This window comes from Leptospira wolbachii serovar Codice str. CDC, from assembly GCF_000332515.2.
In the GTDB taxonomy this organism is placed as follows: domain Bacteria; phylum Spirochaetota; class Leptospiria; order Leptospirales; family Leptospiraceae; genus Leptospira_A; species Leptospira_A wolbachii.
In genome coordinates this window covers 543,182-561,943 of record NZ_AOGZ02000014.1, presented here as the reverse complement: position 1 = coordinate 561,943, position 18,762 = coordinate 543,182, and the positions used below count along the sequence as shown (strand labels likewise).

The window sequence follows — 18,762 nt, the reverse complement described above, 5'->3', positions numbered from 1 at the left end:
TTGTATGGGAAATACTAAAAATATGATATCTAAAGAACTTTTAAACATTTCATTCTGGAATGCTTTACAAAAGTTTTCTCCAAAATATGCATTTTCTAATCCAGTGATGGCGACGGTTTGGATTGGAACTCTGATTCTTTTTTTGCAGATTATATACTATTCGTTCGTTGGGATTCCCTTCCATAAGGAACTTCCCATCTTCTTTTGGTTAGTTTTAACTTTATTCTTTGCAAACTTCGCAGAGAGCGTTGCTGAGGGTAGGGGTAAGGCTCGAGCAGATAGTTTACGAAAATCCAGATCCTCAACGATATCAAAAAAAGTAGAATTGGTGGGAGATAAGAGCTTTATCGAGATTCCTTCTAACGAATTAAAAATCAATGATATTGTTTTTGTGGAAGCAGGGTTTACAATTCCCGGTGATGGAGAAGTAGTTTCTGGAATTGCCAGTGTAGATGAATCAGCCGTAACGGGAGAGTCTGCACCTGTGATTCGAGAAAGCGGAGGGGATAGATCCGCCGTTACGGGTGGAACTCGTGTGATCTCCGATCATTTGTATATTAAAATCACAACAAAACCTGGAGAAAGTTTTATTGATAAGATGATCTCAATGATTGAAGGAGCCACAAGGCAAAAAACTCCCAATGAAGTGGCACTCGGGATTGTTCTTTTTGCACTCACAATCCTTTTTTTATTGGGAGTATTATCTTTGATCCCAGTTGCCCACTTTGTCGGAAATCAATTAGGACAAAATTGGAATTTTCATTTCTCCGTATGGCTCGCATTATTTGTTTGTTTGATTCCGACAACCATCGCTGCTTTACTAAGTGCCATCGGAATTTCTGGAATGGAACGGTTGATTCGATACAACGTCATTGCCAAAAGTGGAAAGGCAGTCGAAGCTGCAGGTGACATTCATGTTTTGTTGTTGGATAAAACCGGTACGATAACATTGGGAAATCGGGAGGCAAATAACTTCTTTCCTTCTGTGGGTATCACCGAAGAAGAATTAGCAGATGCGGCTCAACTTTCTTCCTTGTCTGATGAAACACCGGAAGGGAGATCAATCGTGGTTCTCGCCAAACAAAGATTTGCCATTCGAGAAAGGAACTTAAAATCCTTGGAAGTGAATTGGATACCTTTTTCTGCTTCAACTCGTATGAGTGGTGTTGAGATTTCTGAAAATGGGAAAGAAATTCGAAACATCCGGAAAGGTGCTTTTGATGCAATTCGCAAACATATCGAATCGTTAGGTGGATCCATTCCGCAAACTATGCAAATGATCTCAGATGAAGTTGCTAGAAAGGGAAGTACTCCCATTCTTGTTTCTGAAGGAAACCAATTATTAGGAATCATTGAATTGAAAGATATCGTGAAAGGTGGACTAAAGGAACGATTCGCCTATCTAAGAAGGATGGGAATTCGAACAGTAATGATCACTGGAGACAATCCTCTCACAGCTGCCGCCATTGCTGCGGAAGCAGGAGTGGATGATTTTATTGCAGAAGCCACTCCTGAGGCAAAGTTGAAACGGATTCGAGAAGAACAAGCTAACGGATATTTGGTCGCCATGATTGGTGACGGAACCAATGATGCACCGGCCCTCGCACAGTCCGATGTGGGTGTGGCCATGAACACAGGAACACAAACCGCAAGGGAAGCTGGTAATATGATAGATTTGGATAGTAATCCAAGTAAACTTATCGAAATTGTGGAAATTGGTAAACAGCTATTAATGACACGAGGGGCACTCACTACATTTAGTATCGCCAATGACATTGCAAAATATTTTGCCATTCTCCCTGCTTTGTTTTTACCCTTAGCTCCCTTAAACATCATGCAGTTATCAAATCCGGACAATGCCATTTTATCTGCAGTGATCTTCAATGCTCTTGTGATCCCTGCTCTTATTCCTTTGTCACTTCGAGGTGTGAAGTATGTGCCTAAGTCACCAGACCAAGCATTACTTCGAAACTTTATTATCTATGGAGGAGGGGGAATGATTTTCCCTTTTTTGGGAATCAAACTTATCGACCTAATTTTATCAGGAGGAGTTTTATGAAATTGAATGAAACAGCAAATCAATGGGAACTTGCGATCCGATTCGGATTTTTATCTTTGTTAATATTAGGATTTTTTTATCCACTTGCGGTCACTGGTTTAACTTCTTCATTTTTTCCTTTTAAGGCAAATGGTAGTTTGTTAGTTGAAAAAGGAAGGGTAGTTGGTTCGGAGTTACTTGCGCAAAACATAACATCCAAAGCGATGTTTCGCTATCGTCCCAGTGCAGCTTCTTATGGAACTCTTCCCAGTGGTGCCTCCAATTTAAGTCCTTCCAGTTTGGATTTAAAGAAATTAATTGAGGAACGAATCCTTGATTTGGAAGCTGCGGGGATTAGTAAAGATGAATGTAATGAATTACTCTATACATCAGGATCTGGGTTAGATCCCCATATTACTCCAATTTGCGCATACGAGCAGGCAAAAGTACTCGCGAAAGAAGGGAAGGTTCCTTTGGATCAAATAAATGAATTGATTTTGAAACATACGGAATACCCACTTTTGGGTTTTGTAGGACGCGAAAGAATCAATGTTACTAAATTAAATCTATCTTGGAGACAAATAATCCATGAATGAAGGAAAACGCCCGGAAGACTTTCTCTCAATAGCCAACCAAGAAGAGCCAAAGAAAAAGGGTATCCTGAAAGTTTATTTTGGAATGTCTCCCGGTGTGGGCAAAACCTATGCCATGTTAACTGAGGCCCATCATTTAAAAGAAGAAGGTGAAGATGTTCGGATTGGAATCGTGGAAAGTCACGGAAGAGTGGATACCAAGGCATTGATTGATGGCCTCGAATGGGTGCCTTTGAAAAAAATTGAGTATCGTGGGAAAGTATGGGAGGAAATGGATGTTGAAAGAATTCTAAAAGACCGACCAAGTTATGTGTTAGTTGATGAATTGGCTCATACTAATATTCCTGGCTCAGTGAATAAAAAAAGATACCAAGATATATTTTCATTGCTCGATTCTGGGATTCATGTTCTTTCTACAGTCAATGTTCAACATTTAGAAAGCCAAGTTGATTCTATCGAAAAAATCATCCAAAGCCCAGTAAAAGAAACCATTCCAGATAGTATATTGGAGAGGGCAGATGAGCTGGTGTTAATTGACATTATCCCTGATGAATTATTAAAAAGATTGTCTGAAGGGAAAGTATACATTTCAGAGAAAGTTGTTTCTGCGAAGGAGAATTTTTTCCGTAAAGAGAATTTAACTTATCTTCGAGAATTATCGTTAACCTACACGGCAAAATATGTAGAGAAAAGAATGCCCCAAGGCCGAGAAAGGATTATGGTTGCTATCTCGGCAAGTCCCCATTCGAAAACACTTCTTCGAAATGCAAAAAGATTGGCATTGGAAAGAAACTCCGAATTGTATGCAGTTTTTTCTGAAAATGAAGAAGATCGAAATTTGGACTCTGCAAATTCCATCCGAGCGCATATTCGTTTTGCAAAAGAATTAGGTGCAGAAGTAGTTCATTCACATGAATCGGATCCTGTTGTTGGAATAGTGGCAGCCGTTCATGAAAAACGCATTCATCGTTTGGTGATAGGCGGTGCCAAAAAGAGTTTTTTTCAGGGTTTGTTTCAAAAAAATATTGCTTCAAAGATTATAAAACAACTTCGCGATGTGGAAATAATTATCGTTCCTTATTCGGACAATCGGTCTTTTCAGTTTGATTTTTATAAAAAGTTAATCCCGTCTTCGGGAATTCGACAATACGCAGCCGTTTTTGCACTGACATCTGTTGTTACCTTATGTAACCAATTTTTACTTTCTTACATAGGCTATTGGACCATTTCGATTTTGTATTTATTCTATGTTGCTTTACTAGGGATGTTTTTTAGTCGTGGTCCCGTATTACTTGCGGCAATCTTATCCGCTTCTTTCTGGAATTTTCTATTTATTCCGCCTCTTTATACATTCTATATTTCTAAATTGGAAGACGCATTGATGTTTGTGATCTTTATGTTGATTGCACTCATCAATGGAGGACTTACGGCAAGGCTTAAAAAAAATGAATCTAAACTTAGGTCGCGAGAAGAAAAACTTTCTATTCTTTATGAGCTCACTCAAAATTTATCAAAAACTTCCTCAGCTTCTGAGATTATCAAAACGGGGGATTCATTTTTTAAACGTATTTTTCCTTTTCCTGTTCATTTGCATTTTTATCAAGGAGGGGAATTTACGCCAATAATTGCAGATTCCAAGGATTTGGCTGTGGCATCCTGGACCATTAAAAATGCAAAACCCGCAGGAAAGTATACGGAGACTTTGCCGTTATCCCAAGCAACCTTTTATCCGTTATTATCTCCGGGAGGAATCACAGGAGTTATCAATGTAACCACATCCACCGAACCAAGTTTAGAGCAGGAAATACTTTTGAATACTGTGGCCAACCAGGTAGCGTTAGCATTGGATCGAGATATACTATCAGAAGACTCAAGAAAGAATTTTTTATTAAAAGAGTCAGAAAAATTATACAATTTAGTTTTTAATTCTTTGTCTCATGAATTAAAAACTCCACTGACATCGATACAAGGATCTGCATCTGCTTTACTTGATCCAGATATTGGATCCGATCCAGTTGCACGAAAGGGATTGTTGGAAGAAATCCAAGAAAGTTCTCTTGTGCTGAATTTACTTCTTGGAAATCTATTAGATATAAGTCGTATTGAATCTGGGTATTTAACTTTAAAGAAAGAAAAAGTATATCCATCTGATGTTATCCAGGATGCGATTTCCTATTTAGGAAAAAATAAAACCAATCATTCGATAAAAGTTAATTTGAATGATTGCGATTTACCTATTGAACTTGATCGAGTGCTCTTTTCTCATGCAATTTTTAATCTTTTGTATAATGCCTGTATGTACACTCCTTCTGGATCAATCATTTGGGTTTCATTGCAAAGAGAAGGAGATGGTTTACAATGGATTGTGGAGGATAATGGAAATGGCCTTCCTCTTGATTCCTCACGTATTTTCCAAAAATTTTATAGAGGAGAATCCTCGGGGAAAATTGGCACTGGTCTCGGACTTGCTATCTCTAAGTCAATCATTGAACTACATGGCGGAAGTATTGAAGCGACGAATCGAAAAGAAGGAGGGGCGAGCTTTCTCATTGACATTCCATACTTATCATAATATAGAATGATTATGCTAAAGGATTTGATTCTTCTTGTAGATGATGACAGCGCCATCCGAAAAATGCTTCATATTGCATTGGAGGCAAAAGGTTACGAAACTATCGAAGCTGTTTCTAAAAAAGAAGCCATTGAATCCGTTGCTTTAAATTCACCCAAATTAGTTTTACTCGATTTACAACTACCAGATGGAAGTGGGTTGGAAGTCATTAAGGAAATAAGAACCTTTTCTGAAATCCCTTTTATTGTTTTATCTGTGATGAGTTCAGAAGAAGATAAAATTGCCTTACTTGATTCAGGCGCTGATGATTACATTACTAAACCCTTTAGTATGGGGGAACTGTTAGCCAGGATTCGCACTGCTTTACGTCGCCTACCCGTAGAAGAGACGCCATCGAATTGGGAAAGAGAAAACTTAAGTGTAGATTTTGTAAACTACCAGGTCATTAAAAATAATATCCCGATTCGGCTGACCCCAACGGAATTCCAAATCCTTACCTTTCTCATTAAAAATTCCGGTAAAGTAATCACTCATGATGTATTGATTAAAAAAATCTGGGGAGATCAAGCACTCAATGAAATGAATTCTTTGCGAGTTCATATCACACAACTCCGAAAAAAAATTGAAGATTCACCCAGTAATCCCCACTTGTTACTTACAGAACCTGGGATTGGTTACCGCTGGGTTGGAAATTAAAAATTTTAACTTTCAAGTTTCAAATTGTACATCCTAACTTAATCATTTAAGTTGAAATTACTTCTTCTAATCTTAATCAATTCTTAAGGTAAATTCCAAAACCATAATTTCCCAAACATTGCCACTTGTATCGATTTATGATAATTTGATACTATGATGTTTGATCAAACTAGTGTATTGTCTTTTGGGAATATTATTATTAGCGGTTATCCAAAATCTCTACTGAGAATATTTCTTTTGATTCTTATTTTTGTTTTTTCTCCATTGTTTGCGGAGGAAACTACTTCCGAAAAACCTATTCCCGAAACGGATTCGGTTCCAAAATCGATCGAATTGCCCAAGTCATTGCAGTTTGGCGGACTAATTGATTCCTATTACGTATTCAACCGAAATCTTCCAAAAGATACGGAGCGAAATTTTACTACACAAGCTGTAAGAAACGGAGAATTCAACGTAAACTTAGCATATATTGATGCGAAGGTAGAAGAGAAAAAATATCGCGGTCGACTTGCTTTCCAGTGGGGCACTTCGGTAAACGCAAATTATGCGGCAGAAGTTTCGACAGAAAAATATTCCAATCAAAACTCCGTCAAAAATATTCAAGAAGCTTATACGGGTTTTAAAATTGGTCGTGATACTTGGGTGGATGCCGGGATTTTTTTTGGTAATATAGGACATGAATCTTGGATCTCACACAATAATGTAAATTATACGAGGGCATTTGCGCTAGATTATGTACCTTATTATTCTACTGGAGTCAGATTGTCACATCAATTTACTGATAAATTGAGTGGGCAAATCCAGGTATTGAATGGTTGGCAGAATATTACCGATAACAACAAAGATAAATCTTTTGGTAGCCAATTAAAATATAGTTTTAATGACCATTTTATTTTGACACTCAATCAATTTGCTGGCAATGAAGCTCCTAATTCCGAAAGGAAACAGATGCGATACTATAATAATACAATTTTGGAATGGATTGTATCTGATCGAGTCAAGTTAGTTGGTCAATTTGATGCTGGTGCTCAAAAGGAAAAACAAAGTTTTATTTATGAACCTTGGTTAGGTAATTACGATCCTAGTTTGGGTGAATATAGAGAAACAGCATCAAATGCATTTCGTCATTGGTATCATGGCACAATTTGGGCGAGTTTCCTTTTATCCCCTGAATATCGATTAAGTTTTAGAATAGAGAGATTCTATGACCCAAAGCAAGTGATGGCGACAACCGGAACTCCAAATGGATTTATGAGTAATGGTTATACCACTACGTTCGATATTCTCAGTTTTGAGCAGGGTTTACTTCGATTCGAATATGTTTACCGTCGGTCTGCTGATTCATTGTTTGCCTACCGAGATTCACAAACTTCGAAAAAAGAAGATTTCTTTGTCGTAGCATTTTCAATGAAATTTTAATACCCGAGGTTTAGTTTGAATAAAAAGGGGAACCTTTTCCCTTTCCTTTGGGTCTAAATTCTGTTCATAGATGTTTCTCCTTATGATACCCGCAGGGAGGGGTCAATATCCCTGATTTTCTTTTTTTTCTTTCCAAGCCGCTTCCCTGTTTTCAAGTTCTCTTATGTTCGCAAAGCGCCGGCTTTTTCTTTTCCTCCTCCTTTCCTTGTTTTTGGTTCGTTCTGATGACTCCCAAACTCTTCCCGCAACAATAGAATTTTTCACTCCCAATGGATTTGTCAAACAACCCAAACAAGTGACCGTTCGGTTCACAAAACCCATGGTTTCTCTCGGGGACATTCGGCCAAAAGTCGATATTTTCCAAATCAAATGCCCTCTACCGGGAGCCAGTCGTTTTATCGATTCCACCACTTGGGTTTATGAATTTGAAAAGGAAGTGCCTGGTGGGGTGGACTGTTCTTTCCAATTGAAAGAGGGAACCAAAACTCTGAGTGGGGAAATGGTGCAAGGCGAACGAAACTTTTCCTTCCATACAGGAGGCCCTTCGGTTCAGTATTCGTCTCCTTATCAGGGATCCTCGATCACAGAAGACCAAATTTTTGTTTTGCACTTAGATGCAAAACCGGATCTAACTTCCTTCCAAAAGTATACTTACTTTCGATCTGAAGAACTGGGAAACCGGATCCCGATTGTTCTTGTCACTGGTGCAGAAAGAAAATCGATCTTAAAATCAACGGGTGATACGGACCTTGAAGAAACTGTCCTTATCAAATCCAAACAAACTTTTTTACCCGAAAGGCAAATCCAATTAGTTCTCGGTAAAGGAACAAAGTCAATTTGGGGTGGTGAGATCCGAGAGGACGAAGTTCTTTCTTTTACAGTAAGACCCGTATTTTCTGTTCGGTTTACCTGCGAAAGAGTGAATGCAAAAGCGGATTGTATTCCTATCCTTCCCGTTTCGCTTTCATTTAGTTCGGCGGTGTCTCGCTCTTCATTACAAAAAATCAAATTAGTTTCCAAAGATGGAAAAGAATACCCACAATCTCCGATGGCAGAAAAAGGAAACGAATTCTATGAGTGGGTGAGTTTTCCTGGTCCCTTTCCCGAAAATAGCGAATTCGAAATTAGAATTCCTGAGTTAGAAGATGATACAAACAGAAGTTTGTCGAATGCCGCGTCTTTTCCTCTAAAGTTTAAAACCGATGAATTTCCTCCACTTGCTAAGTTTGGTGCCAAGTTTGGAATTTTAGAATCGAAAGCCAAACCAGCGTTACCTGTCACACTTCGCAATTTAGAAATCAACCTTCCCATGAAATCAATTTCTCTTGGTGTAGGCGGAAAAAGCCAGAAGACAATGGATATTTTAGAGATCCAAAAATGGTTCCAAATCCTTTCTTCTCGGGAACGCGAACAATCTGTATTTCAAAATCCACCGACATCGGCAGGGATTTCTTCCTTTTCTCTTCCGAAACCCAATGGCAAAAAACCAATGGAAGTGGTGGGGATTCCTCTCGAAACTCCTGGGTTTTATGTGGTAGAACTTGCCAGTGATATTCTTGGGAATAGTCTTCTTGAAAAAAAAGGAAAGATGTATGTATCAAGTTCTGCTCTTGTCACAAATCTTTCGGCCCATTTCAAATGGGGAAAGGATACAAGCCTTGTTTGGGTGACAAACCTTGACCAAGGCCTTCCTGAAGCGGGAGTACAGATTAAAATTCTGGATTGTAAGGGAAATTTAAGGGGAGCCGGAATCACGGGGAAAGACGGGAGTATGCTCTTCGGAAATTTAAGTTTCCAAGAGGTTCCCTACTGTGGTTATTATGAGTTAGGTTCTGGTCTTACCATCTTTGTCCAAAAAAATGATGATATCAGTTTTACCTCAAGCACCTGGGACAAAGGGATAGAAAGTTGGCGTTATCAATTGCCACAAGCCACTGCCGGTCATTCGAAAGAACTCAAATCCATTGTGCTCGATAGGACTTTATTTAAAAAAGGGGAAACAGTCCACCTAAAACATATTCTTCGAGGTTTTGGAAACAAAGGCCTTACTCCTGCAGATCCCAAAGACTATCCATCGCAAGTCATCATCAAACATGAAGGTTCGGGCGAGGCCTATCCTTTGCCACTCGTTTGGTCTTTTCCTGGCCATTCCGAATCAGAATTCAAAATTCCAAAGAATGCCAAACATGGAGTGTATATCGTTTATTATCCTTATTCGAATGATAATTCGAGTTATGGCGATACGGCCGCAGAGTTTCGAGTTGAGGAATTCCGTCTTCCCGTAGTCAAAGGAAATATCCAACTAGCTGGCAATAAACAAGAGTTAGTTTCTCCAAAAGAATCTAAAGTTCTATTTGGACTTGAATATTTATCTGGGGGAGGGGCAGGGAGTTTTCCTGTCAAAATTCGCTCGCAAGTGGTCGCAAGTCATTATTCCCCGAAAGAAGAATACTCTGCATTTTCTTTTTCCCCAGAAACAATGAGAGAAGGAAAGTCGAAGGCTAGTGGGTATGACGAAGAAGAGGTAGAAGAATCAAAGCCGACCATTCTTTCTACAGCTTTAAAAACTGATGATAAGGGATTTTTACAGTATACGTTTAGTGGATTAAAAACCGTTCCTGGGTATGGAAGTTTCCAAGTGGAAATGGAATACGCCGATCCATCAGGAGAAATCCAAACTGTATCTCGAAGTTTTCCTGTATCACCTGCCGAAGTGCATTTGGGAATTTTACCGGATGGTTGGTTATTTACGGAAGATAACGTTAAACTTCAGTTAGTTGCTTTAGATTCAAAAGACAAGGCTCTTGGTTCCCAAAAAATAAAAGTCACTGCCTACAAAAGAGAATTTTATTCCAATCGCAAACGCCTCGTAGGTGGATTTTATGCTTACGAACATTACGAAGAAGTCACAAAACTCGGCGAATTCTGCGAAGGAAAAACCGATTCCAAAGGGATCTTAATTTGTGAAGGGAAATCTCCTGCTGTGGGTGATATTGTATTTCTTGCGGAAACAAAAGATTCCCAAGGAAATATTACGAATTCTGGATACAGTGTTTGGGTGAGTTCCAAACAAGAAGCTTGGTTTGATGTGAGTGATCACAACCGAATGGACATCCTTCCAGAAAAACGTTCCGTCGATGTTGGAGAGACTATCAAAGTACAAATTCGCTCACCATTTCGTGAAGCGACTGCCCTTGTTAGTTTAGAAAGGGAAGGTGTTTTGGATTATTTTGTCACACCGGTCTCAGGAAAAGATCCTGTGATCTCCATCCCTATCAAAAAGGAATATGCACCCAATGTTTTTGTATCGGTATTTTTAGTTCGCGGTCGGGTAGGAGAACCAAAACCTACAGGGCTTGTCGACTTAGCAAAACCGGGATACAGGTTTGGTCTCGCCATGTTAAAGGTTGGATCCAAACCGTACAGTTTGTCCGTTTTAGTAAACCCAGAGAAAAAACTCTACCAAGTGAGAGAAACGGCCAATGTCGAACTCGAAATCAAAACATCTGATGGAAAAGTTCCATTAGAATCTACGGAAGTTACACTCGCAGTTGTGGATGAAGCTCTCCTCGAACTTTCCCCCAACCCTACTTGGAATCTACTCGATGTGATGATGGGAACAAGGCCCCATTCGGTAGGAACTTCCACGGCCCAGTCGCAGATTATTGGAAAACGACATTTTGGTCTGAAAGCAAAACCGGAAGGGGGAGGCGGGGGAAAACAATCCACCCGCTCTCTTTTTGATACCTTACTCTATTGGAAAGGAAAAGCCATCGTGGGAAAAGATGGAAAATTAAAGTTTAGTTTTCCTTTGAATGATTCGCTAACTAGTTTTCGAATCGTGGCGGTGGCAACTTCAGGAGCCAAGGAATTTGGAACGGGTTTTGCCAAAATCCAAACCACTCAAAAAATCCAATCCTTTTCTGGAATCCCACCTATTGTTAGGTTAGGTGATGAGCTTCGTCATGAAGTGACTATTCGGAATGCCGGAGAGACAAAAGAACAACTTCGCTTGCGTCTTTCTGTTACGGACTTAAAGAATGGAACGGATGTGAAAGAGGAGCTGGAAACAAAATCTGCTATTTTAGCACCCGGGGAAACAAAGGTAGTTTCTTGGGATCTCACGGTTCCGGAAAATACCACCAAACGGAAGTTTTATTTGGAGGTGTCTGCACCCAATGGCGCCGTCCTTGACCAAATGTCCGTAGAACAAAAGGTTTTGCCTGTGGATAGAGAAAGGGTTTACCAAGCTGGTCTCTTTTTGTATGAATCTCCCATCAAAGAATCTGTGCAGGTGCCAGAAGGCTCTAAACCAAACTCTGGTAAGATGGTATGGAAGGCTTCGCCTACCATTCTGACAAGCCTTAGTGGAATCCAAACTTATTTCCAAAACTATCCTTACTATTGTATGGAACAACGTGTTTCCAAAGCCATCGGACTCAAATCGGATGCACAATGGAATGATGTGTTCAGTGACTTAAATTCCTTTTTGGATTATGATGGGCTTGTGAAATACTTTGCTCGTATGGAACATGGAAGTGAAATTCTAACCGCTTATGTGTTAACCTCGGCCCAACTGGCCAATCAAAAAATTCCTGATGATACATTGGGACGAATGATGGCTGGTCTGCAAGGATATTTGGAAGGTCGTGTGAGTGGGGACCGGTATAAGTTTGGGGCAGATGCTGTGGTGAGGAAGATCATTGTTTGGGAAGCACTTACCAGATACCAAACTTATGAATGGGAGGAGGTGCGTCCTATATTTGAGGGGATTGAATTTTTACCAACCGCTTCCCTCATTGACCTAGCTGAGATTTGGGGAAGAGTGAATGGGGGAGATAGTTCTGTGAAATCTCGCCTGACAAGCACTTTGCGATCAAGGCTTAATATCCAAGGTTCTGAACTTGTCGTAGCTGATGCTAGTTTTACCAACCCCTGGTGGATTTTAGGAAGCCGTGATTATACCATGGCAAAACTTTTACTTTGGGCATTCTCGGAACCAAGTTATAAAAAAGATATGCCACGCCTCATCAAAGGGTTTGTCAAAATGCAAAAGAGGGGAAGTTATGATACGACTCTCGGCAATGCCTATTCTATTTTGGTTTTTGACCGAGTGAGTAAACTTCTGGAATCAGAAAAAGTCAGTGGTGGAAAATTAAAAATCCAATCGTCAAAAGAAGTTTTGAGTCTGGAACCTAACGGAAAACAGTCGGTAACACAAACCATTGGAACCACACCGGAATCTGTCACAGTGAGTTACGATGGAAAAGGAAAACCTTGGGTGGAGTGGTCTGTGAACTCGATCCTTCCCCTGAAAACTCCGATTTCTAGTGGATACCGGTTGAAGCGAACTTTTGAGCCGATCCAAGTGGCAAAACCAGGAATTCTCTCTAAAGGAGATATTGTTCGAGTGACTATCGAGATCCAAGCGGACTCCGATAAAACTTGGGTGGTGGTGGAAGATCCCATTCCACCGGGATCCCTCCCTCTCGGCCGTGGCTTTGGTCGCGAGTCCCTCATCCAACAGGAAGGAAAAGTAGGTGATACTTCTTATTACTTGAGTTTTGAAGAAAAGACCTTGTCACAGTACAGAGCGTATTTTGAATATTTGCCTAAGGGAACTCATACCTTGGAGCATACCTTTCGGTTGAACCATTCGGGGAATTTCCAGATGCCGGCCACTCGTGTCGAGGCCATGTATTCTCCCGAAACCCACGCGGAATGGCCGAACGAAACTGTGAGGATTTCGGAAAACGGGGACTAGGAAAAGTTTACGGAATCAGGGGTTCTGGAATTATGACTCTAATGGGTCCGAACCAAGCCCCTCTTTTCCCAATCCGAATCCTAAAAATCTCCCTTTGGTTTACGGTTTTTTTTTATCTATTTTTTTTAATCTTTAATACAAGTTTTACCATTATGGGAGTCGATGTAGGTGACTTCCTTAAACAATACTTAGGTGCTTTTTTCGGGGTATATCTCTCCACAACTTTCAAAGTTTTTTCAGTTTCTCTTTTTTTGCATCTCGCACTCTTTTCAATCGTATCATTAGCGTATCATTTTATTAATAGAAGAGAGGTTTCTTGGTACGTTTTGTCACTTTTAGTTCTAGTCATAGAATGTTTGGCTCTTTGCCATTCTATGGTAAGTTTTCCACAAATTTATGGTGAGTTCTTTTTCTTTCGTTATCCTTCTTTTGCTTCCTTTCTATATTTTTTAACCGACCATACAAGTCCTGGATACTTTAGTTTGGTTTTGGGTTCTCTTCTTTTGGGTTTCTTAGCCTTACTCTTATGGCAAATTTATCTTTATAAAAACAAAGAAAGTTTTTTTGCTCTCGTACATGTGCTTATACTTGGTCTCGTTCATTCCTCCGGATATTACCTGGTAGGAATTCTTTATTTTGCTGTTTTGTTTTTGCAAGGAAAACAATACCAACGGATTCATATCCAGTCGTATGGCCTGATTCTTATTCTACTTGTTTTCATTTATTTAGTGCCTAGTGTTTGGAATCAAATTGAGGCTCTCTCACATTCTAAAGAAAAAGGCAAACCTCCTATTTTTATTCTATCGGCTGACTCTTTGCGTTATGATAAAATTGGTTTAAAAATTGGTGGCAAAAGTATCACACCAAATATTGATTCCTTTTCCAAAGATAGTTTTATATTTCACGACCACCATACAACCATTCCACGCACATTTCCTAGTTGGGCAGATCTATTGACGGGACAATATTCCATGAGCCATAAGGTTCGCGATATGTTCCCCTCCCTGGAAGAAAAACAAAGAATTGGATCTGCTTCTTTCCCTACCATCCAACAGATGTTAAAGGGGTTGGGTTATAGAAGTTATGCGGTAGGAAGTTTTGCCGCAGATATTTTTCCCCGTGCAAACTTTGGATTTGATGAAGTTCTCGCACCGAACTTTAACGCACGTATTATGACGGTTCAAAGGACTGCAGAATCGCAGTTATTCCTGTTACCCTTTCTTACTGGTTCTTGGTTTTCTGGGGGGATGTATCTAGAGGAAATGGACGGGCTATCCACTTGGGGAGATGGGAGTCGCATCCTTGATCGGTTTCGTTCCATCACAAAACGAGAAGGGGATGCTCCGTATTCGGTAACTTATTTTTCTAGTGTCATCCACTTCCCTTACACACCGGCTTATCCTTACTACAAATCATTTACTAGTCCAGACTACTATGGGAAGTATAAGTATTTAAAGTTTGTAGATCCTACAAATTCTGCCGTTCCCAATGTAGAGGAAACCAAACAAATTCGCGGACTATTTGATAGTGCCGTGTATGCATTTGATGCTGAATTTGGTGAGATTATTTCGGAACTAAAGGCCCGAGGAATTTATGACGAAGCCATCATCATTCTCACCGCCGACCATGGCGAGGCTTTGTATGAAGATGTACATGGGCAAGGGCACGGCGAACACTTACGAGGGGAAGCAGTCACTCACGTTCCTTTACTGATTAAATTTCCCAAGTCGGCCATAGAAACAAAGGCAGAGCACGATTTTTTTGGAATTACATCCAGTGTGGACATCTATCCGACCCTTATGGAATATTTTGGAATTTCCGCCAAATCAAAGTTTCCGGGTAAATCGCTACTACCGATCCTTGGAAAAACTAATTGGGATGAGGAAAGATCGGTTTATGCAGAAACCGGAATTTGGTTTTCTGATACGGGTGACCACTTCTTTCAAAAACAAAGAATTCCCTATCCCAACATTCTTTCTCTCCACCAAGTGGTTCCTGAAGAGGACTACCAGATTATGATCACTGATCCCATCTATAGAGAAACCATTGCTTTTTCAAAACATAGATCTATACAAAATTCTAATTATAAATTAATATATATTCCCACACGTCAAGGTGTGGTTTTTGAATTGTATGATCGAATAACAGATCCTCTCAATAGGAAGAATCTTTACCCCCATCACCCCGTTTCTGCAAAAATGAAAGATCTTTTATACAAAACGGTGATCCAATGGGAAGATGCGACTCTCGCAGGAGAGTATTTAATACCAAGTTCTTTATCAGAAATTAATGAAAACTAAATAAGGAAAAAAGAGGAAACTATGCCGCAACGTAACGACTTAAAATCAATTTTGATCATCGGATCCGGACCTATCGTCATTGGGCAGGCATGTGAATTTGACTACTCTGGGACTCAAGCGACCAAAGCCCTCAGAGAAAAAGGAATACGGGTTATCCTCGTAAATTCAAATCCGGCAACGATTATGACGGATCCCGATCTTGCCGATGCCACTTATATCGAACCACTCACAGTACCAGTATTAGAAAAAATCATCAAAAAAGAGAAACCAGATGCCATCTTACCAACAGTAGGTGGACAAACGGCTCTCAATTTGGCCCTAGCACTTCATAAAGAAGGTGTTTTAGAAAAATACAATGTCGAACTCATTGGTGCTAAGGTTGAGGCCATTCGTAAAGCAGAAGATAGGGAACTATTCAAACAAGCGATGGAAAAACTCGGGATACGAGTCGCAAAATCCTTTATGGTATCCGATATGGATGCAGCGAGGAAAGCAAAAGATGAAATTGGATTTCCTATCATTATCCGACCTGCATTTACCTTAGGGGGAACCGGTGGTGGAACCTGTTATGAGGAATCTGAGTTTGAAGAAATTGCCCAACAAGGTCTTTCGGCATCCCCCATATCACAAATATTAGTCGAAGAATCGGTGATGGGTTGGAAAGAGTTCGAATTGGAAGTAATGAGAGACCTCGCTGATAACGTAGTCATCATTTGTTCTATTGAAAATTTAGATCCTATGGGTGTTCATACAGGGGACTCTATCACAGTGGCACCACAACAGACGTTAAGTGATAAAGAATACCAAAGACTTCGTGATATGTCGATTGATATCATTCGAGAAATTGGTGTGGAAACAGGTGGATCCAATATTCAATTTGCAGTAAATCCAGAAAATGGCGATGTCATTGTGATTGAAATGAATCCTCGTGTGTCCAGATCTTCTGCTTTGGCCTCTAAAGCTACAGGTTTTCCTATAGCTAAAATCGCCGCCTTATTATCGATTGGTTACACTTTAGATGAGATCAGAAACGATATCACCCGAGTCACACCAGCAAGTTTTGAACCATCCATTGATTACGTGGTGACAAAGATACCAAGGTTTGCCTTCGAAAAATTCCCAGGTTCCGATAATACTTTAGGGGTTCAAATGAAAGCCGTAGGGGAAGCGATGGCCATCGGTCGTAACTTCAAAGAAAGTTTTCAAAAAGCACTTCGTTCTTTGGAAACGGATCGGTTTGGATTTGGAAGTGATGGATATTTAAAAGAACTTTTGGAATGGGAATCCATCCCTAAAGAAGAAAGAAAAACTTGGCTTACTGCTAGAGTGAAACGCCCAACAGACAAACGTATTTTTTATGTAAAGATGGCTTTTGATTTTGGGATGAGTGTAGAGGAAATCTTTGAGATTTGCAAAATAGATCCTTGGTTTCTTTATCAGTTCGAAGAGTTATACCAGTTAGAAAACAGGTTTAGGAAAGAGGGGAAAGCCATCATTGAAGAAATGAAAAAGGCAGGATTTTCCAACCGCCAACTTGCTTTTCTTTCCAAAGAAGAGCAGATTCTGTCCCAAGTGCGAAGTGGTGCTGCTATTGAAATCACTAAAGCCAAGGTTGAGAAAACTCTTCGGGAAGAAGAGGAATCTATTGAAAAATACTTAGAAGAAAAGAACATCCGTCCAGTTTACAAACGAATTGATACTTGCGCCGGAGAATTTGAAGCATTTACTCCTTACATGTATTCTTCTTATGATGAAGAAGATGAATCTGATGTAACTTCTAAAAAGAAAGTTATGATTCTTGGTGGTGGGCCTAATCGAATTGGTCAAGGAATCGAGTTCGATTATTGTTGTTGCCATGCATCCTTTTCCTTACAGGAAGCAGGAGTGGAATCTATTATGGTCAACTCCAATCCTGAAACGGTGTCTACTGACTATGATACTTCAGACAGGTTATATTTTGAACCATTGAGTTTGGAAGACGTAATGGCCATTTTCAAAAAAGAAAAGCCAGATGGCGTCATTGTTCAGTTAGGTGGGCAAACTCCTTTAAAACTAGCTAAATCACTGGAAAAACGTGGTGTTCCCATTATGGGCACAAGTCCTGATTCCATTGACCGAGCAGAAGATAGAAAACGTTTTGCAGAAGTTCTAGAAAAACTGAATTTGAAGTCACCTGATAACGGAATTGCTGCCTCTAAAGACAAAGCAAGAGAGATCGCGAGAAAAATTGGTTATCCGGTACTTGTTCGACCTTCCTATGTGTTGGGGGGAAGGGCGATGCTTATTGTTAACGAAGAGTCTGAATTAGACAAATATATGGAAGAAGCAGAAGAAGTGTCGGAAGATAGACCGCTTTTAGTAGATTCCTTTTTGCAAGATGCTGTTGAAGTAGATGTAGATGCACTCTGTGATGGAAAGGACGTATTCATTGCGGGGATTATGGAACACATTGAAGAAGCAGGAATTCACTCCGGTGACTCTGCTTGTGTGTTGCCACCACAGAACATTTCGCAACGTATGTTGCAAGAAATCGAAGAAGCAACCCATCGTTTGGCTTTAGAGTTAGATGTGAAGGGTTTAATCAATGTTCAATATGCTATTAAAGAAGAAACTTTGTATGTATTAGAAGTTAATCCTAGGGCTTCAAGAACTGTTCCTTTTGTTGCAAAATCAATTGGAATTCCTGTGGTAAAAATCGCCGTTCGATTGATGTTAGGTGAGCCATTGGCTTCCTTTAAACTTGGAAAACGTTTTTCTGCACCAATGATAACTGTGAAAGAAGCAGTTTTACCTTTTAGTAAATTTCCGGGTGTGGATACAATCCTTGGCCCAGAAATGAGATCCACAGGGGAAGTAATGGGTGTGGCTACTACAAAAGGGGAAGCGTTTGTTAAAGCGCAGATTATGGCTGGGGAAGAGCCACCGAAACACGGAACGGTCTTTGTAACCATCAATGATAAAACAAAGAAAGAATTACTCGAATCGGTTCGATCCTTATCTAACTTAGGTTATAATATTATCGCAACAGAAGGAACTCATAAATTTCTTTCTGATAACGGAATTTTATCCAGTAAAATTAACAAAATTTACGATGGATATTTTCCAAACGTGATTGATTATATCAAAGAGAAAAAAATCCATTTGATCATCAATACTCCTTTGTCAAGAGTCACTCGTGAGAATGCTTTTACGATCCGCCAAGCAGCGATTAAGTATAAGGTCCCTTGTTTGACAACGGCGCAAGCGGCTAAGGCGTTAATTCATGGTTTGGCGGAAATGAAGGACAAAGGATTCTCAGTGAATTCCCTTCAGGAAATTCACGCGAATCACAAAAAATCTTAAACTAAAAAATGGGATTTAGAAAGTTTAACAGATCTTCT

At 39.8% G+C, this 18,762-nt stretch carries 8 protein-coding genes; all 8 read left to right on the top strand.

Annotation, left to right across the window (positions count from 1 at the left end):
- Positions 1-4 precede the first annotated feature (4 nt).
- Positions 5-2,059: a potassium-transporting ATPase subunit KdpB gene (kdpB, locus tag LEP1GSC195_RS08180; RefSeq protein ID WP_040506565.1), complete on the top strand. Its 2,055-nt coding sequence runs from the start codon at positions 5-7 to the stop codon at positions 2,057-2,059.
- Positions 2,056-2,634 carry a potassium-transporting ATPase subunit C gene (locus LEP1GSC195_RS08175; RefSeq protein ID WP_015682290.1) on the top strand — a complete coding sequence of 193 codons (579 nt, stop codon included), beginning with the start codon at positions 2,056-2,058 and terminating at the stop codon, positions 2,632-2,634. Before kdpB ends, LEP1GSC195_RS08175 begins: the two co-directional genes overlap by 4 nt.
- Positions 2,627-5,203 carry a sensor histidine kinase gene (locus LEP1GSC195_RS08170; RefSeq protein ID WP_015681839.1) on the top strand — a complete coding sequence of 859 codons (2,577 nt, stop codon included), beginning with the start codon at positions 2,627-2,629 and terminating at the stop codon, positions 5,201-5,203. The genes LEP1GSC195_RS08175 and LEP1GSC195_RS08170 overlap by 8 nt, the downstream gene beginning before the upstream one ends.
- A gap of 12 nt (positions 5,204-5,215) precedes the next feature.
- A complete protein-coding gene (locus LEP1GSC195_RS08165; protein ID WP_015682646.1) occupies positions 5,216-5,899 on the top strand; it encodes a response regulator in 684 nt (227 codons plus the stop codon).
- A 153-nt stretch (positions 5,900-6,052) separates the two neighbouring features.
- Positions 6,053-7,318 carry a porin gene (locus LEP1GSC195_RS08160; protein WP_015680545.1) on the top strand — a complete coding sequence of 422 codons (1,266 nt, stop codon included), beginning with the start codon at positions 6,053-6,055 and terminating at the stop codon, positions 7,316-7,318.
- Between the two features lie 163 nt (positions 7,319-7,481).
- Positions 7,482-13,082 (top strand): alpha-2-macroglobulin family protein, encoded by a 5,601-nt coding sequence (locus tag LEP1GSC195_RS08155; RefSeq protein ID WP_040506561.1) that lies wholly within the window; start codon positions 7,482-7,484, stop codon positions 13,080-13,082.
- Between the two features lie 41 nt (positions 13,083-13,123).
- Positions 13,124-15,382 carry a sulfatase family protein gene (locus LEP1GSC195_RS08150; protein ID WP_015682313.1) on the top strand — a complete coding sequence of 753 codons (2,259 nt, stop codon included), beginning with the start codon at positions 13,124-13,126 and terminating at the stop codon, positions 15,380-15,382.
- A 21-nt stretch (positions 15,383-15,403) separates the two neighbouring features.
- A complete protein-coding gene (gene carB, locus LEP1GSC195_RS08145; protein ID WP_015680895.1) occupies positions 15,404-18,724 on the top strand; it encodes a carbamoyl-phosphate synthase large subunit in 3,321 nt (1,106 codons plus the stop codon).
- The last annotated feature ends 38 nt before the right edge of the window (positions 18,725-18,762 follow it).